We start from the raw sequence: 20,738 nt of genomic DNA, 5'->3' as shown, positions 1-20,738 counted from the left end.
CCGGGCGAGGCCGCCCGGAGGCCATTCCCACTGTTCCACTGGAGCCCACATGGCCCGTTCCCCTACTGAGACTCTCGACCTGCCGGTATTGCCGCTGCGTGACGTGGTGGTGTTCCCGCACATGGTCATTCCGCTGTTCGTCGGCCGCGACAAGTCCATGCATGCGCTGGAGCAGGCGATGGAGGCGGACAAGCGCATCCTGCTGCTCGCGCAGAAGTCGGCCGAGACCGACGACCCGGCTGCGGCCGACCTCTATCAGGTCGGCACGCTGGCCCAGGTGCTGCAGCTGCTGAAACTGCCCGACGGCACCATCAAGGTGCTGGTGGAAGGCCTGTCGCGCGTCAACGTCACCCAGGTCACCGAGCGCGACGGCTCGCTGCATGGCGTGGGCGTGGAAATCGAATCGGACGAATCGCGCGAGCCGCGTGAGATCGAAGCGATCGCCCGTTCGCTGATGTCGCTGTTCGAGCAGTACGTCAAGACCAACCGCAAGCTGCCGCCGGAACTGCTGCAGACCCTGGCCGGCATCGACGAACCGGCGCGTCTGGCCGATACCATCGCCGCGCACATCAGCGTGCGCCTGGCCGACAAGCAGCGCCTGCTGGAGACCCTGCAGATTGGCGACCGCCTGGAAATGCTGGTCGGCCTGGTCGACGGCGAAATCGACGTGCAGCAGATGGAAAAACGCATCCGCGGCCGCGTGAAGTCGCAGATGGAAAAGAGCCAGCGCGAGTACTACCTCAACGAACAGATGAAGGCCATCCAGAAGGAACTGGGTGATCTGGACGACGCGCCGGGCGAACTGGAAGAGCTGGCCCGCAAGATCGCCGAGGCGGGCATGCCCAAGCCGGTGGAGACCAAGGCCAAGGCCGAGCTCAACAAGCTCAAGCAGATGTCGCCGATGTCGGCCGAAGCGGCGGTCGTGCGCAACTACCTGGACTGGCTGCTGGGCGTGCCGTGGAAGAAGCGCACCAAGGTGCGCAAGGACCTCAAGGCCGCGCAGGACACGCTCGATGCCGATCACTTCGGCCTGGACAAGGTCAAGGACCGCATCCTCGAGTACCTCGCCGTGCAGTCGCGGGTGAAGCAGATGAAGGGGCCGATCCTGTGCCTGGTCGGGCCGCCGGGCGTGGGCAAGACCTCGCTGGGCCAGTCCATCGCCAAGGCGACCAACCGCAAGTTCGTGCGCATGAGCCTGGGCGGCGTGCGCGACGAGGCCGAGATCCGCGGCCACCGTCGCACCTATGTCGGCTCGATGCCGGGCCGCATCGTGCAGAACCTCAACAAGGTCGGCAGCAAGAACCCGCTGTTCGTGCTGGACGAGATCGACAAGATGTCGATGGACTTCCGTGGCGATCCGTCGTCGGCGCTGCTGGAAGTGCTCGATCCCGAGCAGAACAACGCGTTCAACGACCACTACCTGGAAGTGGACCTGGACCTGTCCGAAGTGATGTTCGTGGCGACCTCCAATTCGCTCAACATCCCCGGCCCGCTGCTGGACCGCATGGAAGTCATCCGCATCCCCGGCTACACCGAGGATGAGAAGCTCAACATCGCCATGCGCTACCTCGTGCCCAAGCAGCTCAAGGCCAACGGCCTGAAGCCGGAGGAACTGGACATCGGGGCCGACGCCATCCAGGACGTGGTGCGTTACTACACCCGCGAATCGGGCGTGCGCAACCTGGAGCGCGAAGTCGCCAAGATCTGCCGCAAGGTGGTCAAGGAGATCGCACTGGCCGGTCCGGTCGCGGCGGCCAAGCCGGCCAAGGCCGGCAAGAAGGCCGGGGCGAAGAAGAAGGCCCTGGTGTCGGTCACTGGCAAGAACCTGGACAAGTACCTGGGCGTGCGCCGCTTCGACTTCGGCCGTGCCGAGGAACAGAACGAGATCGGCCTGGTGACCGGCCTGGCCTGGACCGAGGTGGGCGGCGACCTGCTGCAGATCGAATCCACCCTCGTCCCGGGCAAGGGCGCGCTGATCCTGACCGGCCAGCTCGGCAACGTGATGAAGGAATCGGCGTCGGCCGCCCTGTCGGTGGTGCGTTCGCGTGCCGAGCGCCTGGGCATCGACGCCGAGTTCCTGCAGAAGCACGACGTGCACGTCCACGTGCCGGACGGTGCCACGCCCAAGGACGGTCCCAGCGCCGGCATCGCGATGGTGACCTCGCTGGTGTCGATGCTGACCAAGGTGCCGATCCGCGCCGAAGTCGCCATGACCGGTGAGATCACCCTGCGCGGCCGTGTGACCGCCATCGGTGGCCTCAAGGAGAAGCTGTTGGCGGCGCTGCGCGGTGGCATCACCACGGTGATCATTCCCGAGGAGAACCGCAAGGATCTGGCGGACATCCCGGCCAACGTCACCCGTGATCTGAAGATCGTGCCGGTGAAGTGGATCGAAGAAGTGCTCGACCTGGCGCTGGAGACACCGCTGACGCCGAAGAAGCCCGGTAAAGATGGGCAGCGCGTCACAGTGCGCGGCAAGAGCAAGACAGCTTCCACGACGCGCGTCAAGCACTGACGCGCCATCTGGAAATCGCCGAAACCCGCGTCGTTATTGGCTTTTCAGCTTGCGTGGGTAGGGGGCGACTGGTATAAAAGCACCACTCGCGAGTCAGCAAAAAACTGAATTCGGCGAACTGAGAACTTCACGGTATCCGACTGCACTGTCGGTCGGATGCTTTACTGTCGAATACGCGGAATCCCCGCCAAAGGAGCTGTAGAGAATGAACAAGACCGAATTGATCGACGCCGTTGCTGAAGCCGCCGACCTGACCAAGGCCGAGTCCAGCCGCGCCGTCGATGCCGTCATCGCTTCCGTCACCAAGGCCCTGAAGGGCGGTGAAGCGGTGACGCTGGTTGGCTTCGGCACGTTCCAGGTCCGTGCGCGCGCTGCCCGTACCGGCCGCAACCCGAAGACCGGCGACACCATCAAGATCGCTGCTTCGAAGAATCCGTCGTTCAAGGCTGGCAAAGCCCTGAAGGATGCCGTAAACTAAGCGGCTTGCTGGGGTGCTTAGCTCAGCGGTAGAGCGTCTCCTTTACACGGAGAGGGTCGGGGGTTCGAAACCCTCAGCACCCACCAAGCACTGCCAGTAACACTGGTTTGAAAGTGGAGCGGTAGTTCAGCTGGTTAGAATGCTGGCCTGTCACGCCGGAGGTCGCGGGTTCGAGTCCCGTCCGCTCCGCCACTACACCGGGCCCCTGAGCAATCGGGGGCCTTGTTTTCTGCAACGGTGCGAGTCGCTGCGGAAAACAGAAGAGTCAAAGCGCGGAGCGGTAGTTCAGCTGGTTAGAATGCTGGCCTGTCACGCCGGAGGTCGCGGGTTCGAGTCCCGTCCGCTCCGCCAGTTGTAAATAAATCCTCGAAAAGCAGTAAATCGGGGTAGGTTTTTCAGAATATCTTCGGATATAATGAGCGCCTGCAAAGTTTCAAGCGCGGAGCGGTAGTTCAGCTGGTTAGAATGCTGGCCTGTCACGCCGGAGGTCGCGGGTTCGAGTCCCGTCCGCTCCGCCAATTCTTGAGGGCCCCTGGTGCAAACCAGGGGCCTTTCTTTTGCGCGTCCGCCGCCCGCGCACGTGTCGTTCCCGCCCGCGCATGGAAAGCCCGCGACTGCAGGCCGCCGCGCCGCTTTTGGAGCCGCGCCCGAAGCGGGTTACACTGCCGGGCTCGCCAATCAGGCCTTGATTCTTCCCATGCTGCAGAAACTTCGCGACAAGACCTCAGGCTGGATCGTCACCGTGATCCTGGGGCTGCTGATGATTCCGTTCCTGTTCGTGATCGACAACAGCTACCTCGGTGGCGTCGGTGCGCAGAACGTGGCCAAGGTGGCGGCGCCGCCAACCTGGTGGAAGTCGGCACCGTCATGGTGGCCGATGTCGTTCCTGTGGCAGCACCACGAGATCAGCTCGCAGGACTTCCGCGTGCGTTTTGAACAGGCCCGCCAGCAGGCGCGTCAGGAGCAGGGCGAGAATTTCGACCCGCGTGAGTTCGAAAGCACCGAGAACAAGCTGGCCGTGCTCGACCAGATGATCGACGAGCAGGTCGTGCGCCTGGCCGGCGAACAGTCCGGCATCGTGATCGGTGACAAGGCCGTGCGCGACTACATCGTGTCGATCCCCGGGTTCATCGGACCGGACGGCAAGTTCAACAACGACCAGTACCGCATCGCACTGGCCAGCAGCAACCCGCCGCGTACCCCGACGCAGTTCGAGGCGCTGGTGCGCGAGAGCATCCAGCAGTCCGTGGTGCCCTCGGCGCTGCAGCTGTCCGGCTTCACCACCCAGGCCGAAGCCGAGCGTCTGATGAAGCTGCTGGGCGAAACGCGTGACGTGGAGATCGCCGCGCTGCCGGAAACGCCGGCCGATACCGCCGAGGTCACCGACGCGCAGATCAAGCAGTGGTACGACGCGCATCTGAAGGACTTCCGCCAGCCGGAGACGGTGGCGCTGGAGTATGTGGAGATCAATGGCGCGAACCTGCCGGCTGCGGCGCCCGCCGATGAGGCCACGCTGCGCAAACGCTATGACGATGAAAAGGCGCGTTTCGCCACGCCCGAACAGCGTCTGGCCTCGCACATCCTGATCGCCGCCGACGGCAGCGACCCGGCCAAGCTCAAGGCCGCCGAAGAGAAGGCAACGCGCATTGCCGCCGAGGCCAAGGCGCCGGGTGCCGATTTCGCCGCGCTGGCCAATGCCAACTCCGAAGATCCGGGCTCCAAGGGCACCGGCGGTGATCTGGGCTGGGTCGAGCGTGGTGCGATGGTCAAGCCGTTCGAAGACGCGCTGTTCGCGATGAAGGTCGGTGACGTGACCGGGCCGGTCAAGACCGACTTCGGTTACCACGTGCTGAAGCTGCGCGAACTCAAGGGCGGCGAGGGCCGTGCATTTGAGGAGGTGCGCGACCAGTTGGCCGCCGAACAGCTCAAGGCCGACAACGACCGTGCGTTCACTGAGCTGAGCGGCCGCCTGGTGGATCTGGTCTACAAGAACCCGACCTCGCTGGAAGGCGCGGCCAAGGAGATCGGTCTGCCGGTGCAGACCCTGGGCCCGTTCAACCGCGCCACCGCCAGCGGCATCGCCACCAACCCGGCCGTGCTGCGCGCTGCATTCTCCGACGTGCTGACGCAGGACGGCACGGTCAGCGACCCGATCGAGCTGGAACCGAACCACAGCGTGATGATCCGCGTCACCGAGCACACCCCCGAGCAGGCATTGCCGCTGGACAAGGCGCGTGAGCAGGTGATCGCGGCGATCCATGCCGACCGTACCCGCCAGGCGTCGGAAAAGGCCGTGGATGCTCTGTTGGCCAAGCTCAAGGCCGGACAGACCCTGCAGGCGCTGCAGGCCAGCGAGCAGCTGCAGATCAGCCCGCTGCCGGGCCTGCCGCGCACGCAGCCGGTACCGACCCCGGAAATCAACCGCGCGGTGTTCTCTGCGGCGCAGCCGGCGGAAGGCAAGCCGACCTACGGCAAGGTCGAGGTGCAGGGGCGTTACCTGGTGTTCGCGGTGAACAAGGTCACCCCGGGCAACGTGGCTGAGGTCACGCCGGAGCAGCAGCAGCAGCTCAAGCAGCAGCTGAGCCAGATCGACGGCATGGCCGCGGCCAAGGCCTACATCCAGGCCATGCGCAAGCACTACAAGGTGCAGACCGAAGAAGCGAACCTGTAACCGACCCCGGTTCCAGGGACAGCAGAAAGCCCGGCATCGCCGGGCTTTCTGCGTTGTGCGCCTGACAAAAAAAGCCCGGCATGGCCGGGCTTCTGACAGGTATCGACCGGGCGGGTGGCTCAGTCTTCGACGCGAAGCACCGCGCCAGGTTTGAGTACGCTGCTGCCGGACAAGCCATTGAGCGACAGCAGCGCCTTGAGCGGCATGCCGTAGCGGCGCGCGATGGTCCACGCCGACTCGCCGTCGCGCACGGTGTGGCGGCGGCTGCGCGGGCGATCGGCGCTGGCCACCGTGCGGCTGGTGGCCGGAGCGGGTGCGTTGCGGGGGCTGGTCGCCTCTACCGGGGAGGCCGGGGCACTGGCCACGGCGGCGACACTGGCACTGGCGTCCACGGGCGCGTGCGTGGTCGGGGCCAGCACGGTCACCTGCCCGGACGGGCGGCCCTTGCCGCTTGCCAGGGCCGGGTTGAGGCGTGCGATGCGTGCCGGGTCCAGCGAGCGCTGGGCGGCCCACTGCTGCACGCTGGTACCCGCTGGCAGGGTGTGACCCTTGAGCACCGGCACGGTCCGGTCCAGCGAGGCCATCACTGCCGGCTCGGTCTCGGCGTCTTCAAGCACGCAGGCCAGGGCATGCAGCTTCTCGACGTAGGCATAGGTGATCGGCGACAGACCCGGCAGCTCGGCCGGCCGCGCATTCTGCGCGTTCATGCCGGCCTTGCGCAGCGACTGCAGCACCCGGTACTCGCCGGCGTTGTAGGCCATTGTGGCCAGGCGCCAGTCGCCGCCGAACATGCCGTGCAGCGTCTTGAGGTACCGCACCGCCGCCTGGGTCGAGTCCACCGCCGACAGGCGGCCGTCGTAGCCCGGCGTCATCTGCACGCGGTGGTTCCTGGCGGTGGTGGCGATGAACTGCCACAGGCCCGTCGGCCCACTGCCGTTGCGGGCGTTGGGGCGGTAGCCACTCTCCACGAACGGGATCAGCGCGAATTCGGTCGGCAGGTCGGCCTTGCGCAGCTCTTCGACCACATAGCCGAACAGCACCAGGGCGTCATCATCCTGGTTGGCCAGGCGGGACGGGGCGTGGGCGAACTGCTTCTGCCAGCGCGGGCTGGTGGCCTCGGTATTGCAGGTCGGCTCGGCCAGGCCCTCACGGAAGCTGGCGAAGATCTCCTGGCCATTGCGCACCGAAGGCGGCGGCAGGGCGGACGGGTCCAGTGGCAGCGAGGACAGCCCTGCGACGTTCTGCGACATGCCGGCGGTCAACGACTGGGCGCCCGCGCTGCCGGCCACGGCGATCGCCAGGCCAAGCGCGAGCGGCAACAATCGCCGACTCACGTACTGAATCCGTCTTTCCAGCGCCGCAGACCGGCGACCACGTCGACGTCATCGGTGACGGGACGACCCAGATGGGCGCTGACGGCCTGCTGGATCACGGCAGTATGGGTACGCAGGAACGGATTGCACTGGAGCTCGCTTGCCAGGGTTACCGGCAGCGTGGGGCGGTCATCGCGGCGCATGGCCAAAGCCTCCTCATGGCGCTGCGACAACGCAGCGTTGGTGGGGTCGACATGCCGCGCGAAGACGGCATTTGACACGGTGTACTCGTGGGCGCAACAGACCAGCAGTTGCGACGGCAGGGACGCCAGCTTGTGCAGGGATGCCAGAAGCTGGGACGGCGTACCTTCGAACATGCGCCCACAGCCCAGGCTGAACAGCGCATCGCCACTGAAAAGGTGTTCAGGGGTGTGAAACGCGATGTGGCTCCGGGTGTGCCCGGGCACGGATACTACGTGCAAGCCCAGCCCCAGTGCCTGAATGCATTCACCTTCGGCGACCCGATGGGCAGGCAGGTCGATGCGCGGTTCCACCGGCGCATACACCTCCACCCCCGGGAAACGGGCCTGCAGTTCGGCCACGCCGCCGATGTGGTCGTCGTGGTGATGGGTGAGCAGGATGGCCTCCGGACGCCAGTTCTGCTGCGCTGCGGCGGCCAGCACGGGCGCGGCCTGGCCGGGGTCGATGATCAACGCACGGCCGTCGTCGGCGACCAGCGTCCAGATGTAATTGTCCGCGAAGGCGGGCAGGGCGGTCAGTCGCATAGAATTGGACCATGCCCGCCGCGCCGCGCCCCCGTCAAGCGACAGTCGCATCCTGGTTTGATACTGAACCGGCGCAGGCGTTGCGCCGTCTCGAGTTCGAGCGCCTGCATCCGCTGCTGTCCGTGCACCCGGTGACCCCGTGGCTGTGGATCGCCCCGACCCCTGCATGGCTGGAGCAGGCCACACTGCCTGGACGCGGCCTGCGCCTGTACCGCGACGCAGGGGGCTACGCCGGCGACGCCCGCTGCGGCCTGCCGCTGCCGCTGCCCGGCGAAAGCGTCAACGCCATCGTCCTGCAGCATGTGACCGCGCGCGACGCCGAGCACCTGATCGACGAGTGCGCGCGCGTGCTGATGCCCGGCGGCCGCCTGTGGCTGTCCACCCTCAATCCGTTCAGCCCGTGGCGCAGCCAATGGCGCCGGCACGGCCTGGTGGTGCGCTCGCCGCAGCGCCTGCGCCATACCCTGGCCCAGGCGGGGCTCACCTGCGAGGAACTGCGCTACCTCGGCCCGATGTGGCGCGACCGCGCGCCCGACCGCAGCAGCCTGGCGCCACTGCGCGCGGCCTGTCTGTTCACTGCTGAAAAACGCACCCTGGCCCTGCCGGGGCCAACGCCACTGCCGGTACGCCGTTGGCACGGCACTGTGGCGACCTGATCTGGACTGCAATGAAAACAATTGAAATACACACCGACGGTTCCTGCCTTGGCAATCCCGGCCCCGGCGGCTGGGCGGCGCTGCTGCGCTACAACGCGCACGAGCGCGAGCTGAGCGGCGGTGAAGCGCACACCACCAACAACCGGATGGAGCTGATGGCAGCCATTTCCGGACTCGAGGCGCTGACCGAGCCTTGCAACATCGTGCTGTTCACCGACTCCCAGTACGTGCGCCAGGGCCTGACCCAGTGGATGCCGGGCTGGATCCGCAAGAACTGGAAGACCGCCGGCGGTGATCCGGTCAAGAACCGCGAACTGTGGGAGCGCCTGCACGCGGCCACCCTGCGCCACACCATCGACTGGCGCTGGGTGAAGGGGCATTCCGGCGACCCGGACAACGAGCGCGTGGACCAGCTCGCCCGCGACGCGGCCATGCGGATCCGCGCCACTGGACCGGTACACTGAGCCCATGCGTCAGATCATCCTGGATACCGAAACCACCGGCCTGGAGTGGAAGAAGGGCAACCGCGTCGTCGAAATCGGCTGCGTGGAATACCTCGAGCGCCGACCCAGCGGCAACCACTTCCACCGTTACCTCAAGCCCGACTGCGAGTTCGAACCCGGCGCGCAGGAAGTCACCGGCCTGACCCTGGAGTTTCTCGCCGACAAACCCACGTTCGCCGAGGTGGCCGAGGACTTCCTGGCCTTCATCGACGGCGCCGAGCTGATCATCCACAACGCGGCGTTCGATCTGGGCTTCCTGGACAACGAGCTGTCGCTGCTGGGTGACCAGTACGGTCGGATCACCGACCGCTGTTCGGTCATCGATACGCTGAAAATGGCCCGCGAGCGATTCCCGGGCCAGCGCAACTCGCTGGATGCGCTGTGCAAGCGGCTGGGCGTGGACAACGCGCACCGCCAGCTGCACGGCGGCCTGCTCGATGCCCAGATCCTGGGCGATGTGTATATCGCGCTGACGTCGGGCCAGGAGGAGATCGGCTTCGGGTCGGTCGATGAGGGCCGGCCGGGCACGGCGCACGCCCAGGTCTTCGACACCTCGCGCCTGCTGCCGCGCCCGCGCGTGGTCGCCACCGCCTCGGAGCTGGAGGCCCATGAGGCGCGTCTGGCCAAACTGCGCAAGAAGGCCGGTCGTGCCATCTGGGACGGCGAGCCGGAGATGGCGGAAGCCGCCAGCGCCTGAATCGCGCCGGGCGCGCGGGAGCGTCTGCAGCCCCCGGGCGGCCGACCCGTGGTCGGCGCTGCCCGGGGCGGGGCGGCGTCAGTGGCAGCGCACCAGGATGACGGTGATGTTGTCCGAGCCGCCGCCATCCAGTGCAGCGGCCACCAGGGTATCCACGCATTCCTGCGCGCTGGCGTCGTCGAAGGCGAGGGTGCGGGCGATCCCCTGGTCTTCCACTTCCTCGGTCAGGCCGTCGCTGCACAGCAGCAGCTGCATGCCCGGGCGCAGCTCGCCGGTGGTGGTGGCCACGTTCAGGTGCGCCGGGTCGGTCACGCCGAGCGCCTGGGTCACCACGTTGCGGTGCGGGTGCGCGCGCGCCTGCTCGGCGGTCAGATTGCCCTGGCTGACCATTTCCTGGACGACGCTGTGATCCTGGCTCAACTGCGCCAGCGTGCCATCGCGCCACAGGTAGGCGCGGCTGTCGCCGACCCACGCCACTTCATAGCGATTGCCCTGCACGCGCGCGGCAACCACGGTGGTGCCCATCGGCAGGCTGTCGTTGCGGCGGCGCGAGGTGCGGATGATCTCCTCATCGGCCACGCGGATGGCCTGGGCGAGGGTGGCGCCGCGGCGTATCTCGCGCACGATGGTCTCTCGGGCGAGGGCGCTGGCGACTTCGCCGCAGGCGTGGCCGCCCATGCCGTCAGCCACCAGCCACAGGGACAGCTCTCCATCGCCGTAGTAGGTGTCCTCGTTGAGGTCACGGCGCAGGCCGGGGTGGGTCAGGTGTCCGAATTCGATCATGGCGGTGCGAAGGCCGGGGATTGTTGCGGGGATGAACGGCATGATCGCGGCCCGCCGGACATCCGGCAAGGCATCCATACAGAAGAAATTCACTTCATTGCACGCAATGACTTGTCGCCGGCGCGTCCTGCCCGTATCATTCGCTCCCCGGTTCGCCGGGACCATCTGGAGAGGTGGCAGAGCGGTTGAATGTACCTGACTCGAAATCAGGCAGGCGTTTATAGCGCCTCGGGGGTTCGAATCCCCCCCTCTCCGCCAGATCAATGAAGAAGCCGCCCACGGGGCGGCTTTTTTATTGGTCTGACGGGGAGCCGGGTTGATCGCACACCCGCTGGAGTTCGACGGATTCGCCAGGAGCGAATCCGGCCAGCCGAAAGGCTGGCCCTGGAGCGCATGGCGCGGAAGGGCGGGGCGCACGGATGCGCCCCGCAATCCCCCCCCTCTCCGCCAGATCAATGAAGAAGCCGCCCACTGGGCGGCTTTTTTATTGGCAATCCGGTAGAGCCGACCGTTGGTCGGCTGCGCTCCGTTCCGGCGGCGGACGCCCCGCGCGGTGCGGTCCGTTAAACTGACCGCCTCACGTAACGGATGCCCCACCATGACCGCTGAAATCCTCGTTCCCGTGTCCTTCGGCGAGCTGCTCGACAAGATTTCCATCCTGCAGATCAAGTCCGAGCGCATCAGCGATCCGGCCAAGCTGGCCAATATCCGCGCCGAGTTGAGCGCGCTGGAACAGACCTGGATGGCGCATCCGGCTGCGGTCAAGGATGTCGCGCGCCTGCGCGCCGAGCTGAAGGCCGTCAACGAGCGCCTGTGGGATACCGAAGACGACATCCGCCTGCAGGACAAGGCCCAGGCCTTCGACGAGCGCTTCATCGAGCTGGCCCGCACGGTCTACCTGCAGAACGACGCGCGCGCCCGGATCAAGAAAGACATCAATCTCGCGCTGGGCTCGGCCTACGTCGAAGAGAAGTCGTACAAGGACTACGCTGCGGGCGCATGAGCGGCGACGGTGCCGGGCAGCGCCCGGCCCTACCGGTCGGCAACATACCGTTCGAATGCCGCAATGCCGTCCTCGACGGTGATCAGCTGCATCACGTCGTCGAACTCCACCTTGGCGCCCCACTTCAGTTCGCTGGCCGGCTTGCCGAGGAACTTCCGCGCGGCATCGTCGTAGCGGTCCACACAGTAGCGGCGGTCCGAGTAGGGCCCGCTGCGATGGGGGTTGCTGGCCGCATGCAGGCCCAGCACCTTGGCGCCCATTGCGTTGGCGATGTGCATCGGCCCGGAGTCGGGCGTCATCACCAGGTTGGCGCGGGCAAGCAGCGCGGGGAGCTGCTTGAGCGTGTCCTTGCCGACCAGGTCGAGTGCCGGGGTCTGCAGCTGGGCCTGGATGGCATCGGTCATGTCCCGCTCCAGCGTGCTGCGCCCACCGCACAGCACCACCCGCCAGCCGCGAGCAGTGGCATGGTTGGCCACGGCCGCGTAGCGATCGGCATACCAGTTGCGGCGCACATGGCTGGAGCAGGGCGAGATGATCAGCACCGGCCGGCCGTCATCCTCCCACTGCGCCTGCGCCCATTCGAACGCCGCAGGCGGTACCGCCAGGTCCCAGCTCACCGTGTCCTGCACCACGCCCAGAGGCTCGCAGAAGCTGCCGATCGCGTCCAGTACATGGATGCCGGGGCGGTCGGGAATGCGTTCATTGATGAAAAGTCCGTGAAGATCCTTGGAGCGGGCGCGGTCGTAGCCGATCCGGCGCTGCGCCGGTACAAAGGCCGACAGCACGTTGGCGCGGAACGCCACCTGCATCTGCAGCAGCGCCTCGAAGCGGCCGGGCGGCAGGCTCGCGCGCAGCGCGCGCATCCCGGCCAGCCCGGTCTTTTTGTCGTAGGGGTGGAACACCACGCCGGGCAATCCGTCCAGCAGCTTGTGGCCAGCCTTGTCGATGATCCAGTGCAGGGTCTGGCCCGGTCGGGCGCGCTGCAGGGTGCGGACGAGGGGGACCACATGGGTCACGTCCCCGAGTGCGGACAAACGCAAAAGGCACAAGGAAGAGGACGCTGATGGCATGGTGTTGTTAGACTCGAAGGAATGGTCGCATTCGACGCCACTGAAGCGCTGACGCCCTGCCGCGATGGACGCGGGATGGGTGCCATTCTGTTCGACCGCGAGCGGCTGCGGCAAGCCGAGATGAGCCTGTTCTCGCCGGCGCACTGGGGCGAGCGTGCGCGCCCGGTCGGTGATGGGGGCCGCGGCGGCGCCTGGTTCGTCGATGCGCCGTTCGGCCATAGCGTGCTGCGCCAGTACCTGCGCGGCGGCGTGGCGGCCAGATTCAGCCGTGACCAGTATTTCTGGCGGGGCGCCAACCACACCCGAAGTTTCGCCGAATTCCGCCTGATGCGCGCGCTGCGCGCGCAGAAGCTGCCGGTGCCGCGTCCGATCGCCGCGTTCTACATGCGCGAGGGGCTGCGGTACCGCGCGGCCATCCTGATGGAACGCCTGGAAGGCGTGCGCTCGCTGGCCGACCGTGCCCTGGTGGCGGGCCGTGGCGCGCCCTGGGAGGAGACCGGCCGGCTGATCGCCCGGTTCCACCGCGCCGGCCTGGACCATGCCGACCTCAACGCGCACAACATCCTGTTCGACGCCAACGGCCACGGCTGGCTGATCGATTTCGACCGCGGCGTGCAGCGCATTCCCGCCACCCGCTGGCGCGAGCGCAATCTCAAGCGGCTGCTGCGCTCGCTGATCAAGCTGCGCGGCGAACGCAGCCACGACGACGTGGAAAAAGACTATGCACGGCTGCGCCGTGCCTACGACCTGGCCTGGAACCGGGGTTACTGATGGACTGGGCGCTGCGTTTCATGGGGGTCGGCAATGCGTCGGCCGTCGAACTGGGGTCGCCGATGGCGGTGATCGAGCGCGCCGGACGGCCGTGGCTGACCATCGACTGCGGCGGCGAGGGGCTCACCGCCTTCCAGGCCCACTACGGGCACATGCCGCAGGCGTTGTTCGTGACCCATGTGCATCTGGACCACGTGGCCGGGTTCGAGCGCCTGTTCGTGGATGCGTTCTTCTCGCCGCAGCGCCGCGGGCGCATCCGCCTGTACGTGCCGGCCCCGGTAGTGCCGCTGTTGCATCGGCGGGTCGCCGACTACCCCAACGTGCTGGCCGAGGGCGGTGCCAACTTCTGGGATGCGTTCCAGTTGATCGTGGTCGGTGACGCGTTCTGGCACGACGGCGTGCGCATGGAAGTGTTCCCGGTGCGCCACCACTGGCCGGAAACCGCCTACGGCCTGCGCCTGAAGGGTGCCCTGACCTGGAGCGGAGATACCCGGCCGATCCCGGAAATGCTCGCGCGCTTTGCCGACGACAACGAACTGATCGCCCACGACTGCGGCCTGCACGGCAATCCGTCGCACACCGGTGTGGATGACCTGGAGCGCGAATACAGCCGCGCGCTGCAGGCGCGGATGATGCTGTACCACTACGCCAGCCACGCCGATGGCGAGGCCCTGCGCCAGCGTGGCCATCGCGTCGCGCTGCCCGGCGAGTGCGTGGTGCTGGCCACGCCGACTGCCGCGAACGTGGTCGCGCAGGACCCCTGAGCATGGCGGCCGGCCGGGTGCCCAGTGCGCTGGCCGATCATCTGGAGGCGCTGGAGCGCGCGCTGCACGACCCGGTCGTGCGTGGTGACCGGGCGCGCCTGTCGGCACTGCTGGATGACGACTTCGCCGAAATAGGGAGTTCCGGCGGTTGTTTCGACCGCGCCACCGCGTTGGCGGAACTGCCGGCCGAACGGGCGCAGGTCGAGATCCTCGCCGAGGACGTCAGCGTCCTGCTGCTCGACGCGCACGTTGCGCAGGTGCGCTATCGCAGCGCCTACGTGATCAATGGCGAGCGCCAGCGCACGGTGCTGCGCAGTTCGCTGTGGCGGTTGCGCGCAGGCGCGTGGCGGATGGTGTTCCACCAGGGCACGCCGGTACCGGACCCCTGAAAAGGTGGCGGCCCCGCCGGCTGACCTCGGCGCCCGCGTCGATCGATACCGTTGCTGCCTTCCGGCCCTGGCGGGATTTTCGACCTAGCGTCGCGAGGGGCCGACGGGGCCACCATAGAGACGTTCCGCAGACAGGGCGATCAGGATCGGCCGCTGGATGCTGGAGCTGCGCGACGGAACAGGTCCGGCAGTGCAGTCGCGCATTCTAGCGCATGCGCGGCACGCAGTGCCAGACTGGCGAGTCTGAATCCCGTGTAGCCCGCTGCCCGGCAGACCGCCCATCGGGCGGTCGGGTGGGTAAAATACGCCGCACAGGAGGAACGACCTCCCCCGCATCGGGTACGACTGACCAGGACGGCCTGGCCCCATCAAGGAGGGCCGCATGGCCTGGATCTATCTGTTGGCAGCCGGTGTGCTGGAAATCGTCTGGGCGTTCGCGATGAAGCAGTCCGACGGGTTCAGCAAACTCACTCCCTCGATCATCACCCTGGTCACCATGACCGCCAGTTTCTGGCTGTTGTCGCTGGCCATGCGCACGCTGCCGCTGGGGACCGCGTATACGATCTGGACCGGCATCGGTGCGGTCGGTGCGTTCGTGGTCGGCATCGTCTTCCTGGGCGAGCAGATCAGCGCGATGCGGATCGGCGCGGCGGTGCTGATCGTCAGCGGGTTGGTGCTGATGAAGGTCTCGAGCGGCTGAGCCGTCATCGGCCGGACAGGACCTGTTCCATTTCCACCGCATCCAGGCCCGGGCCGTGGCCGTCGGTGACGACCCGGGTCACGGTGAAGCCCAGCGCCGCGTAGAAGCCGCGCGTGTGCTGGCTGGTGCTTAGGGTCACGCGCTGCGCACCCACGGCACGCGCCAGCCCCAGGCGCGCCTGCGCCAGCGTGTGGCCGAGCCCCTGGCGGTGGAGGCCATGCTCGACCATCCCCCAGCAGAACGCGGCGGTTGTTCCATCGATCGCCAGGCCGGCACAGGCAACGATCCGGCCGTCGCGCTCGATCACCCGGTAGTCGCCCGTGCGGTCTGGATGCTGCAGGTACGCAGCGAAGCCGGCGCGCTCATGTGCGCCGAAATAGCCGGGCACATTGCTGTCGAAGATGCGCAGGCAGGCGTCCGCGTCGGCGGGGCGGTAGGGGCGGGAGATGCGCATCGTGGGGCGATGGCTAGCGTGCCTCCGGCGTGTTCGACGTTGCCTGCACACGCAGCGCCTGCCAGGCCGCGCGCAGGACGCGCACTGCCGAGCGCAGGAACATCACCAGCAGCGCGCCGGCGATCAGCAGGTCCGGCCAGCCAGCACCGAACACCCACACGGCGAGCGCTGCCAGCAGCACGGCCACGCCCTCGGCAATGTCGTTGCGCGAGCATTCCCATGCCGATGCCAGGTTGACGTCGCCGTGGCGGAAGGGCGTGAGCAGCCAGAGGCAGACCCCGTTGGCCGCCAGGTTCAGCGCGCCGGCAATTCCCATGCCCTCGAACAACGGGACGGCGGGATGGGTGAGCCGCCAGCCGATCTGCACGGCAACGGCCAGGGCGGCGCCAAGGATCAGCAGTCCCTTCAGGAGCGCCACGCGCCCCTTGGTCCGCGCGGAAGCGCCCACCACCGCCAGGCTGATCGCGTAAGTGAGCGCGTCGCCCAGATTGTCCAGGCTGCCGGAGAGCAGCGAGGACGAGTGGCTCCACCAGGCCGCGCCGGCCATCATCACGAACGTGGCCAGGTTGATGGCCAGCACGATGCCCAGCACGCGGCGCTGCCTGGCCTGGAGGGCGGCAACATCGACGATCTTTCCGCAACCGCAGCAGTCGGACATGGGGGCAGCGCACAGGCGAGGGAGGCGAAGCGACTGTAATCCAGATCCGGGGCGCTGCGGCCGATCGACGGATGGCCGGGCCGGCAGGTTCAGCCGGTGGTCCAGTGGCCGCCCCCGTGGGTGCAGCTGTCCGGCAGGCCGGCCAGGTCGTCGGCGGAACGCTCGTAGTAGTAGCCATCGAACGCCAGGCCGAACAGCTGTCTGCAGCGGCCCTGCGATGGGGACGGGCAGGCGTCCATATACGTGACCTGGCCTGCCTTGCCTCCCATCTGCGCGGAGGTGGCCGCCAGGCCTTCGCAGATCTTCTTCAGCTCGGCGTCGCTCGAGGCGCCGCTGGACTGCACGCAATCGCGGGAGCGGAGCGTCTTTCCGAACAGGTGGAACTCGCCTGCAATCATGCAGGCACGGGCCTGCTGCGAAGGGCCGGGAGCAATGTGGGTCACCGCTGTGCCGGGTGCCGGATCGGCACCTGCGTCCGGCGCACCTGCTTCGGGCGTTGGCGCGCCAGGCGCGGCCGGTCCATCGGATGCGGCCGGTTGCGTGCAGGCGGTTATGCCCACCGCGCAGGCCAGTACGAGGGCACAACACATCGTCCTTGTCATCATCGTGCATTCCTTGCAGTTGACCGAGTGCCGGATCCTGCCACATGGGAGGGACAATGCACCTTGTCCCTAATGGGGCCGATCCCCGCGCGCCCGGTTAGTGCGCAGTGGCCCCGATGTAACCCAGGAAGCCAAGGGCCGCTGCCCTGTCTTCAAAGGAGGCCTCAACGCGGTCACCATTGGAGTAACGCACGACGATTTCGTATTTGCGGAACGCGCCTTCGTCGACTCTGGCCTGGTCGTGCTCCGCGAGGAACTGCGTTGCCGCATCCACCCCGGCGAACTCCCTTTCCACGCCGTGCAGCGGAATGACCATGACCTTGGATACGGCCCTGTCGATGGCCTTCTTCAGGCTGTCGAAGAAGCCCGCCAACTGCGCTGCATTGTTCGCGGTCAGTTGCGCTTTGAGCGAGGCTCTCTTCTCGGGCGTGAGTGATTCGATCTGCTCGACGGCATGCGCGAACTCCTGATCCGGCGTTTCCTCATCGAATCGTGCGTCAATGCCGACGGACGCAAATGCCTCAACAATCGAGTCATAGGGCATCAGAATGGTTTCGAAACCACAGCTGCGCATCTGCGCCAGCGAGTCCCTGGTAAACACACCCGCGAGGATGGCGCCAAGGAAAGGCTTGTCCCAGGAGTGTTGTTCGGCGATCGGCATGACCGCGCCTTGGATTTCCTGGGCTTTGGCGCGGGAGTGCTTCGTGTAGCGGCGCCAGGCAGCTTCAATGAAGGCAACCGGGCGCCCACGGACGCCATCGCTTCCGCCCGACTCGATGACGAAATCGAGGTCGTGGAAGTTCTTGTAGCGATCCTGCCAACTGACCTTCGAGCCCGAGCGGGCCGCGCGCTTTCCCTTCTTGTCCAGATAGAGCCCGCGTGCATCGCAGTACGCCTGGAGTTGCGGCAGGACGATCTCCTCCAGGAGGTCGCCGATGATCTGTCCAAAGCGGTGGGATGGAGATTTCGCCACAGTCAACCCTCAATCCATAGATGGCCTTCGTGCAAAGGCACGGTGTGTTTCCGGTTTTTCCACTTCGTGTTGCGGTCACGCAGCTTTTCGAAGGAATACGAGGTGAAGCCGGCGGCCACCGCCAGGCGTCCCAGCCAGTCGTCGACAGGCACGTAGACGCCGTACGGCGCGGAATCGCCGACCACAAAACACATCCGCGCGCCGTCACGGCAGGCGCGGCGAAGCATGGTGAACGTGGCCGCCATGTCGTGGAAGTACGCTGCGACCATGATGTGGTACGCCTTCTTGCCGCCCTTGCCGAGGCGTACCGTGGCGAGTTCGTTGCAGACCTCGCTTATCTCGCTGTGAATGGCTGACAGGCTGGGATGTTCAAGCATGCTCGCCAGATCGACGCGATCGGCGGCCGCGTGCTGGGAGCACGAACGAACGATGTGCTGACGAACGGCATTCTGCAGATCACCCCAGCCCTTGATCTCCCCCCAGAACATCATTTCCAGCCGGGTAGCGTCCGCATAGTCATAGTTGTTTGCATAGGGCGGGGACGTCAGAACGAGATCGACGGAACCAGGTTCAATCGGGATCTGCGCATTGCGCGAATCGTGGGCGAACACACGGGCAGAACCGCTCCACCGGTGTTCCTGGGCCGAGCGCATGTCCGCGGCCATCTGTTGCACCTTGGCATCAAATGCCACCCGTGGCTCCAGCACCTTGGCCTTCGACTTGTTGGGCAGGATGTACTGCCATTGCGCCGTACCCACGCCGCTGCAGGCGCGCAGGATGCCCGTGATGGCCAGCCACACCAGTCGCGCCGCAGCGGGATCGAGCGCGCCGGACTCCGTCGTGTATCCGTTGCGCAGGGCATAGAGCTGGGCAAGCACGTCAACGGAGTAGCACTTCTGCAGCAGATCGGGCGCACCCTGTGCCTCGGTGATGAGCGTCTCCCAGGTGTCGAGATGCTGCTTTACCGTCTCGGCGGCGTCCAGGAACGCATCGCTGTCGCTGGGCCAGGACAGCTTGGCCTCGGCAATGCGGTTTACGAACGGATGGCTCTCAAACCCGAACGCGGCCGCGCCGCAGTGCTCCGCGGCGACAAGCGTGGTGCCGGATCCTGCGAAGGGATCAAGCACGGTGCAGTGCTTGCCGCCGTGGGCATCGATGACGCTTTCCGCCCATTCAGCAGAAAAGCCTGCCGAATAGCGAAACCACCGGTGGACGGGCAGCCGCATGTTGTCCGTGAACGTTCCTGACCGGGCGGTCTGCAGCGGCTTCGCCTTCGGCCTGGCGGTAGGGGGGGGGGCGAACAGCAAGTGAGGCCTCACGTGTATGCGATGGGGGGATGGTAACGTCGGGACGACTGACGCCGCCAAAGAATCGCGCGACGTTGTCGCGGTGGCTGAGATCGAAGGGCGAAAAGCAGAAAGGCCGCCCGAAGGCGGCCTTTCTACGTTTGTCTGGCGGAGAGAGGGGGATTCGAACCCCCGAAGCGCGGTTTAGACGCTTACACACTTTCCAGGCGTGCTCCTTCAACCACTCGGACACCTCTCCGGACCTGCGGCAACAACCCGCTGCAGGGGCGCAGATTCTAGCGGGGGAATCGCCAACGCACAAGCGGCAAGACGCGGGGGCAGGGTGGCTGGACAGGCGTGGCACAATGGACGTCCCGATGAAGACGGTGGCCTGATGTCCTATCTCGTCCTTGCCCGCAAGTGGCGTCCGAAGCGTTTTGCCGAGCTGGTGGGCCAGGAACACGTGGTCCGCGCGCTCAGCAATGCGCTGGACAGCGGCCGTGTGCACCATGCGTTCCTGTTTACCGGCACCCGCGGGGTGGGCAAGACCACGATCGCGCGTATTTTCGCCAAGTCGCTGAACTGCGAGCAGGGCACCAGCGCCGACCCGTGCGGCCAGTGCCCGGCCTGCCTGGACATCGATTCGGGTCGCTACATCGACCTGCTGGAGATCGATGCCGCATCCAATACCGGTGTCGATGACGTCCGCGAGGTGATCGAGAACGCCCAGTACATGCCGTCCCGCGGCAAGTACAAGGTCTACCTGATCGACGAAGTGCACATGCTGTCCAAGGCGGCGTTCAACGCGCTGCTGAAGACGCTGGAAGAGCCGCCGGAGCACGTGAAGTTCCTGCTGGCCACCACCGATCCGCAGAAGCTGCCGGTGACGGTGCTGTCGCGCTGCCTGCAGTTCAACCTCAAGCGGCTCGACGAGGACCAGATCCAGGGGCAGATGACCCGGATTCTGGCTGCCGAAGAGATCGAATCGGACCCGAGCGCGATCGTCCAGCTGGCAAAGGCGGCCGACGGCAGCCTGCGCGACGGCCTGTCGCTGCTGGACCAGGCCATCGCCTACGCCGGTGGTGCGCTGCGCGAAGACGTGGTGCGCACGATGCTGGGGACGGTCGACCGTACCCAGGTGGCCGCCATGCTCGATGCGCTGGCCGACGGCGACGGCCCCCGCCTGTTGCAGGTGGTCGCGCTGCTGGCGGAATTCTCGCCGGACTGGGGTGGCGTGCTGGAAGCGCTGGCCGAAGGCCTGCACCGCATCCAGGTGCAGCAGCTGGTCCCGGGCGCATCGGCGGCGGGTGAGGGCATCGATGCCGTGGCCTTTGCCGGTCGCCTGCGCCCGGAAGTGGTACAGCTGTGGTACCAGATGGCGCTGAATGGGCGCCGCGATCTGTATCTGGCGCCCAGCCCGCGCGCCGGCTTCGAAATGGCCGTGCTGCGCATGCTGGCCTTCCGCCCGGCGGCGGCGGTGCCGCCGGTACCGCGTGATCCGGAGACCGGCACCGGGGTGGGCAGCACCGGTGGCACCGGCAGCGGCCACGGCGTTGGTGCCGTCGCTGCGGCCCCTGCGGCGGCCGTCGCGCCTGCGCCGGCCGCCGCCACGCCGGCCGTGCCGAAAGCGGCCCCGGTGGTGGCGCCGCCGGCGCCCGCCCCAACCC

General features: G+C 66.8%; 21 protein-coding genes, 6 tRNA genes and 1 other RNA gene. 17 read left to right on the top strand and 11 right to left on the bottom strand.

What is annotated here, in order from left to right; all coding sequences use genetic code 11:
- Positions 1-49 precede the first annotated feature (49 nt).
- The 7 genes from lon (at position 50) to OC534_RS07785 (ending at position 5,664) form a co-directional block, all read left to right on the top strand.
- On the top strand, positions 50-2,515 hold the full coding sequence (gene lon / locus OC534_RS07815) for an endopeptidase La (protein WP_017356991.1): 2,466 nt from the start codon (positions 50-52) through the stop codon (positions 2,513-2,515).
- A gap of 205 nt (positions 2,516-2,720) precedes the next feature.
- On the top strand, positions 2,721-2,993 hold the full coding sequence (locus OC534_RS07810) for an HU family DNA-binding protein (protein ID WP_017356992.1): 273 nt from the start codon (positions 2,721-2,723) through the stop codon (positions 2,991-2,993).
- An 11-nt stretch (positions 2,994-3,004) separates the two neighbouring features.
- Positions 3,005-3,079 (top strand) — tRNA-Val (locus tag OC534_RS07805).
- Between the two features lie 29 nt (positions 3,080-3,108).
- Positions 3,109-3,185, top strand: a tRNA-Asp gene (locus tag OC534_RS07800).
- Between the two features lie 82 nt (positions 3,186-3,267).
- Positions 3,268-3,344: transfer RNA gene (locus OC534_RS07795), tRNA-Asp, on the top strand.
- Positions 3,345-3,434: 90 nt separating this feature from the next.
- Positions 3,435-3,511, top strand: a tRNA-Asp gene (locus OC534_RS07790).
- Between the two features lie 179 nt (positions 3,512-3,690).
- Positions 3,691-5,664 carry a peptidyl-prolyl cis-trans isomerase gene (locus OC534_RS07785; RefSeq protein WP_136005578.1) on the top strand — a complete coding sequence of 658 codons (1,974 nt, stop codon included), beginning with the start codon at positions 3,691-3,693 and terminating at the stop codon, positions 5,662-5,664.
- A gap of 119 nt (positions 5,665-5,783) precedes the next feature.
- Here OC534_RS07785 and OC534_RS07780 read toward each other — a convergent pair whose 3' ends face one another.
- Entirely contained in the window at positions 5,784-6,998 is a 1,215-nt protein-coding gene (locus tag OC534_RS07780; protein ID WP_153164566.1) for a lytic transglycosylase domain-containing protein, read from the bottom strand.
- Positions 6,995-7,762, bottom strand: a complete 768-nt coding sequence (gene gloB / locus OC534_RS07775; protein ID WP_262071646.1) for a hydroxyacylglutathione hydrolase — start codon at positions 7,760-7,762, stop codon at positions 6,995-6,997. Before gloB ends, OC534_RS07780 begins: the two co-directional genes overlap by 4 nt.
- 11 nt (positions 7,763-7,773) lie before the next feature.
- Between gloB and OC534_RS07770 the strand changes: the two genes are divergently transcribed.
- Genes OC534_RS07770 through dnaQ form a run of 3 tightly spaced genes read left to right on the top strand, consistent with a single transcriptional unit; the run spans position 7,774 to position 9,618 of the window.
- Entirely contained in the window at positions 7,774-8,418 is a 645-nt protein-coding gene (locus OC534_RS07770) for a hypothetical protein (protein ID WP_017355629.1), read from the top strand.
- Positions 8,419-8,429: 11 nt separating this feature from the next.
- Positions 8,430-8,882: a ribonuclease HI gene (gene rnhA / locus OC534_RS07765; protein WP_017355630.1), complete on the top strand. Its 453-nt coding sequence runs from the start codon at positions 8,430-8,432 to the stop codon at positions 8,880-8,882.
- A gap of 4 nt (positions 8,883-8,886) precedes the next feature.
- A complete protein-coding gene (gene dnaQ / locus OC534_RS07760) occupies positions 8,887-9,618 on the top strand; it encodes a DNA polymerase III subunit epsilon (protein ID WP_136005587.1) in 732 nt (243 codons plus the stop codon).
- Between the two features lie 78 nt (positions 9,619-9,696).
- On the opposite strand, the gene OC534_RS07755 is transcribed toward dnaQ, so the two are convergent.
- Entirely contained in the window at positions 9,697-10,401 is a 705-nt protein-coding gene (locus OC534_RS07755) for a protein phosphatase 2C domain-containing protein (RefSeq protein ID WP_026070711.1), read from the bottom strand.
- Between the two features lie 167 nt (positions 10,402-10,568).
- On the opposite strand from OC534_RS07755, the gene OC534_RS07750 reads away from it, so the two are divergent.
- Together OC534_RS07750 and OC534_RS07745 are read left to right on the top strand one after the other, a co-directional pair.
- A tRNA-Ser gene (locus OC534_RS07750) sits at positions 10,569-10,659 on the top strand.
- A 340-nt stretch (positions 10,660-10,999) separates the two neighbouring features.
- Complete coding sequence (locus OC534_RS07745; RefSeq protein WP_017355633.1) at positions 11,000-11,404, top strand: DUF6165 family protein; 405 nt, start codon at positions 11,000-11,002, stop codon at positions 11,402-11,404.
- Between the two features lie 29 nt (positions 11,405-11,433).
- Here the strand turns inward: OC534_RS07745 and OC534_RS07740 are convergent, their stop codons facing one another.
- Positions 11,434-12,474, bottom strand: coding sequence for a glycosyltransferase family 9 protein (locus OC534_RS07740; protein WP_262071644.1), 1,041 nt, complete (start codon positions 12,472-12,474; stop codon positions 11,434-11,436).
- Between the two features lie 21 nt (positions 12,475-12,495).
- Here OC534_RS07740 and OC534_RS07735 point away from each other — a divergent pair, with 21 nt between their 5' ends.
- The 3 genes from OC534_RS07735 to OC534_RS07725 are packed head-to-tail and all read left to right on the top strand — an operon-like array spanning position 12,496 to position 14,398.
- Positions 12,496-13,245 carry a 3-deoxy-D-manno-octulosonic acid kinase gene (locus tag OC534_RS07735; protein ID WP_017355635.1) on the top strand — a complete coding sequence of 250 codons (750 nt, stop codon included), beginning with the start codon at positions 12,496-12,498 and terminating at the stop codon, positions 13,243-13,245.
- Positions 13,245-14,009 carry an MBL fold metallo-hydrolase gene (locus tag OC534_RS07730; protein WP_017355636.1) on the top strand — a complete coding sequence of 255 codons (765 nt, stop codon included), beginning with the start codon at positions 13,245-13,247 and terminating at the stop codon, positions 14,007-14,009. The genes OC534_RS07735 and OC534_RS07730 overlap by 1 nt, the downstream gene beginning before the upstream one ends.
- Before the next feature lie 2 nt (positions 14,010-14,011).
- On the top strand, positions 14,012-14,398 hold the full coding sequence (locus tag OC534_RS07725) for a DUF4440 domain-containing protein (protein WP_017355637.1): 387 nt from the start codon (positions 14,012-14,014) through the stop codon (positions 14,396-14,398).
- Between the two features lie 10 nt (positions 14,399-14,408).
- Here OC534_RS07725 and ffs read toward each other — a convergent pair.
- Positions 14,409-14,505, bottom strand: an RNA gene (ffs, locus tag OC534_RS07720) — signal recognition particle sRNA small type.
- 275 nt (positions 14,506-14,780) lie between these two features.
- On the opposite strand from ffs, the gene OC534_RS07715 reads away from it, so the two are divergent.
- Positions 14,781-15,098 carry a multidrug efflux SMR transporter gene (locus OC534_RS07715; protein WP_017355638.1) on the top strand — a complete coding sequence of 106 codons (318 nt, stop codon included), beginning with the start codon at positions 14,781-14,783 and terminating at the stop codon, positions 15,096-15,098.
- Positions 15,099-15,102: 4 nt separating this feature from the next.
- On the opposite strand, the gene OC534_RS07710 is transcribed toward OC534_RS07715, so the two are convergent.
- The 6 genes from OC534_RS07710 to OC534_RS07685 all read right to left on the bottom strand — a co-directional run bounded on the left by OC534_RS07710 (position 15,103) and on the right by OC534_RS07685 (position 19,330).
- Positions 15,103-15,552, bottom strand: coding sequence for a GNAT family N-acetyltransferase (locus tag OC534_RS07710; RefSeq protein WP_262071643.1), 450 nt, complete (start codon positions 15,550-15,552; stop codon positions 15,103-15,105).
- 13 nt (positions 15,553-15,565) lie between these two features.
- A complete protein-coding gene (locus tag OC534_RS07705; protein ID WP_262071642.1) occupies positions 15,566-16,210 on the bottom strand; it encodes a cation transporter in 645 nt (214 codons plus the stop codon).
- Positions 16,211-16,299: 89 nt separating this feature from the next.
- Complete coding sequence (locus tag OC534_RS07700; protein ID WP_017355641.1) at positions 16,300-16,608, bottom strand: hypothetical protein; 309 nt, start codon at positions 16,606-16,608, stop codon at positions 16,300-16,302.
- Between the two features lie 301 nt (positions 16,609-16,909).
- Positions 16,910-17,791, bottom strand: a complete 882-nt coding sequence (locus tag OC534_RS07695; RefSeq protein ID WP_017355642.1) for a hypothetical protein — start codon at positions 17,789-17,791, stop codon at positions 16,910-16,912.
- On the bottom strand, positions 17,788-19,011 hold the full coding sequence (locus tag OC534_RS07690) for a DNA methyltransferase (RefSeq protein ID WP_017355643.1): 1,224 nt from the start codon (positions 19,009-19,011) through the stop codon (positions 17,788-17,790). Before OC534_RS07690 ends, OC534_RS07695 begins: the two co-directional genes overlap by 4 nt.
- Positions 19,012-19,237: 226 nt before the next feature.
- Positions 19,238-19,330: transfer RNA gene (locus OC534_RS07685), tRNA-Ser, on the bottom strand.
- A 135-nt stretch (positions 19,331-19,465) separates the two neighbouring features.
- Between OC534_RS07685 and dnaX the strand changes: the two genes are divergently transcribed.
- Positions 19,466-20,738, top strand: a 1,273-nt coding sequence (gene dnaX / locus OC534_RS07680) for a DNA polymerase III subunit gamma/tau (protein WP_262071641.1), incomplete at its 3' end; no start/stop codon positions are given.

The sequence above is a fragment of the Stenotrophomonas sp. Marseille-Q5258 genome (assembly GCF_946900935.1).
GTDB classification, from domain to species: domain Bacteria; phylum Pseudomonadota; class Gammaproteobacteria; order Xanthomonadales; family Xanthomonadaceae; genus Stenotrophomonas; species Stenotrophomonas nematodicola.
This window is presented reverse-complemented; position numbering and strand designations above follow the sequence as displayed.

Excerpts from the sequence above, each read along its gene's own strand:
- lon (WP_017356991.1), top strand. The coding sequence starts at position 50 with ATGGCCCGTTCCCCTACTGAGACTCTCGACCTGCCGGTATTGCCGCTG.
- OC534_RS07810 (WP_017356992.1), top strand. The coding sequence starts at position 2,721 with ATGAACAAGACCGAATTGATCGACGCCGTTGCTGAAGCCGCCGACCTG.
- OC534_RS07785 (WP_136005578.1), top strand. The coding sequence starts at position 3,691 with ATGCTGCAGAAACTTCGCGACAAGACCTCAGGCTGGATCGTCACCGTG.
- gloB (WP_262071646.1), bottom strand. The coding sequence starts at position 7,762 with ATGCGACTGACCGCCCTGCCCGCCTTCGCGGACAATTACATCTGGACG.
- OC534_RS07770 (WP_017355629.1), top strand. The coding sequence starts at position 7,774 with ATGCCCGCCGCGCCGCGCCCCCGTCAAGCGACAGTCGCATCCTGGTTT.
- rnhA (WP_017355630.1), top strand. The coding sequence starts at position 8,430 with ATGAAAACAATTGAAATACACACCGACGGTTCCTGCCTTGGCAATCCC.
- dnaQ (WP_136005587.1), top strand. The coding sequence starts at position 8,887 with ATGCGTCAGATCATCCTGGATACCGAAACCACCGGCCTGGAGTGGAAG.
- OC534_RS07755 (WP_026070711.1), bottom strand. The coding sequence starts at position 10,401 with ATGATCGAATTCGGACACCTGACCCACCCCGGCCTGCGCCGTGACCTC.
- OC534_RS07745 (WP_017355633.1), top strand. The coding sequence starts at position 11,000 with ATGACCGCTGAAATCCTCGTTCCCGTGTCCTTCGGCGAGCTGCTCGAC.
- OC534_RS07740 (WP_262071644.1), bottom strand. The coding sequence starts at position 12,474 with ATGCCATCAGCGTCCTCTTCCTTGTGCCTTTTGCGTTTGTCCGCACTC.
- OC534_RS07735 (WP_017355635.1), top strand. The coding sequence starts at position 12,496 with ATGGTCGCATTCGACGCCACTGAAGCGCTGACGCCCTGCCGCGATGGA.
- OC534_RS07730 (WP_017355636.1), top strand. The coding sequence starts at position 13,245 with ATGGACTGGGCGCTGCGTTTCATGGGGGTCGGCAATGCGTCGGCCGTC.
- OC534_RS07725 (WP_017355637.1), top strand. The coding sequence starts at position 14,012 with ATGGCGGCCGGCCGGGTGCCCAGTGCGCTGGCCGATCATCTGGAGGCG.
- OC534_RS07715 (WP_017355638.1), top strand. The coding sequence starts at position 14,781 with ATGGCCTGGATCTATCTGTTGGCAGCCGGTGTGCTGGAAATCGTCTGG.
- OC534_RS07710 (WP_262071643.1), bottom strand. The coding sequence starts at position 15,552 with ATGCGCATCTCCCGCCCCTACCGCCCCGCCGACGCGGACGCCTGCCTG.
- OC534_RS07705 (WP_262071642.1), bottom strand. The coding sequence starts at position 16,210 with ATGTCCGACTGCTGCGGTTGCGGAAAGATCGTCGATGTTGCCGCCCTC.
- OC534_RS07700 (WP_017355641.1), bottom strand. The coding sequence starts at position 16,608 with ATGATTGCAGGCGAGTTCCACCTGTTCGGAAAGACGCTCCGCTCCCGC.
- OC534_RS07690 (WP_017355643.1), bottom strand. The coding sequence starts at position 19,011 with ATGCGGCTGCCCGTCCACCGGTGGTTTCGCTATTCGGCAGGCTTTTCT.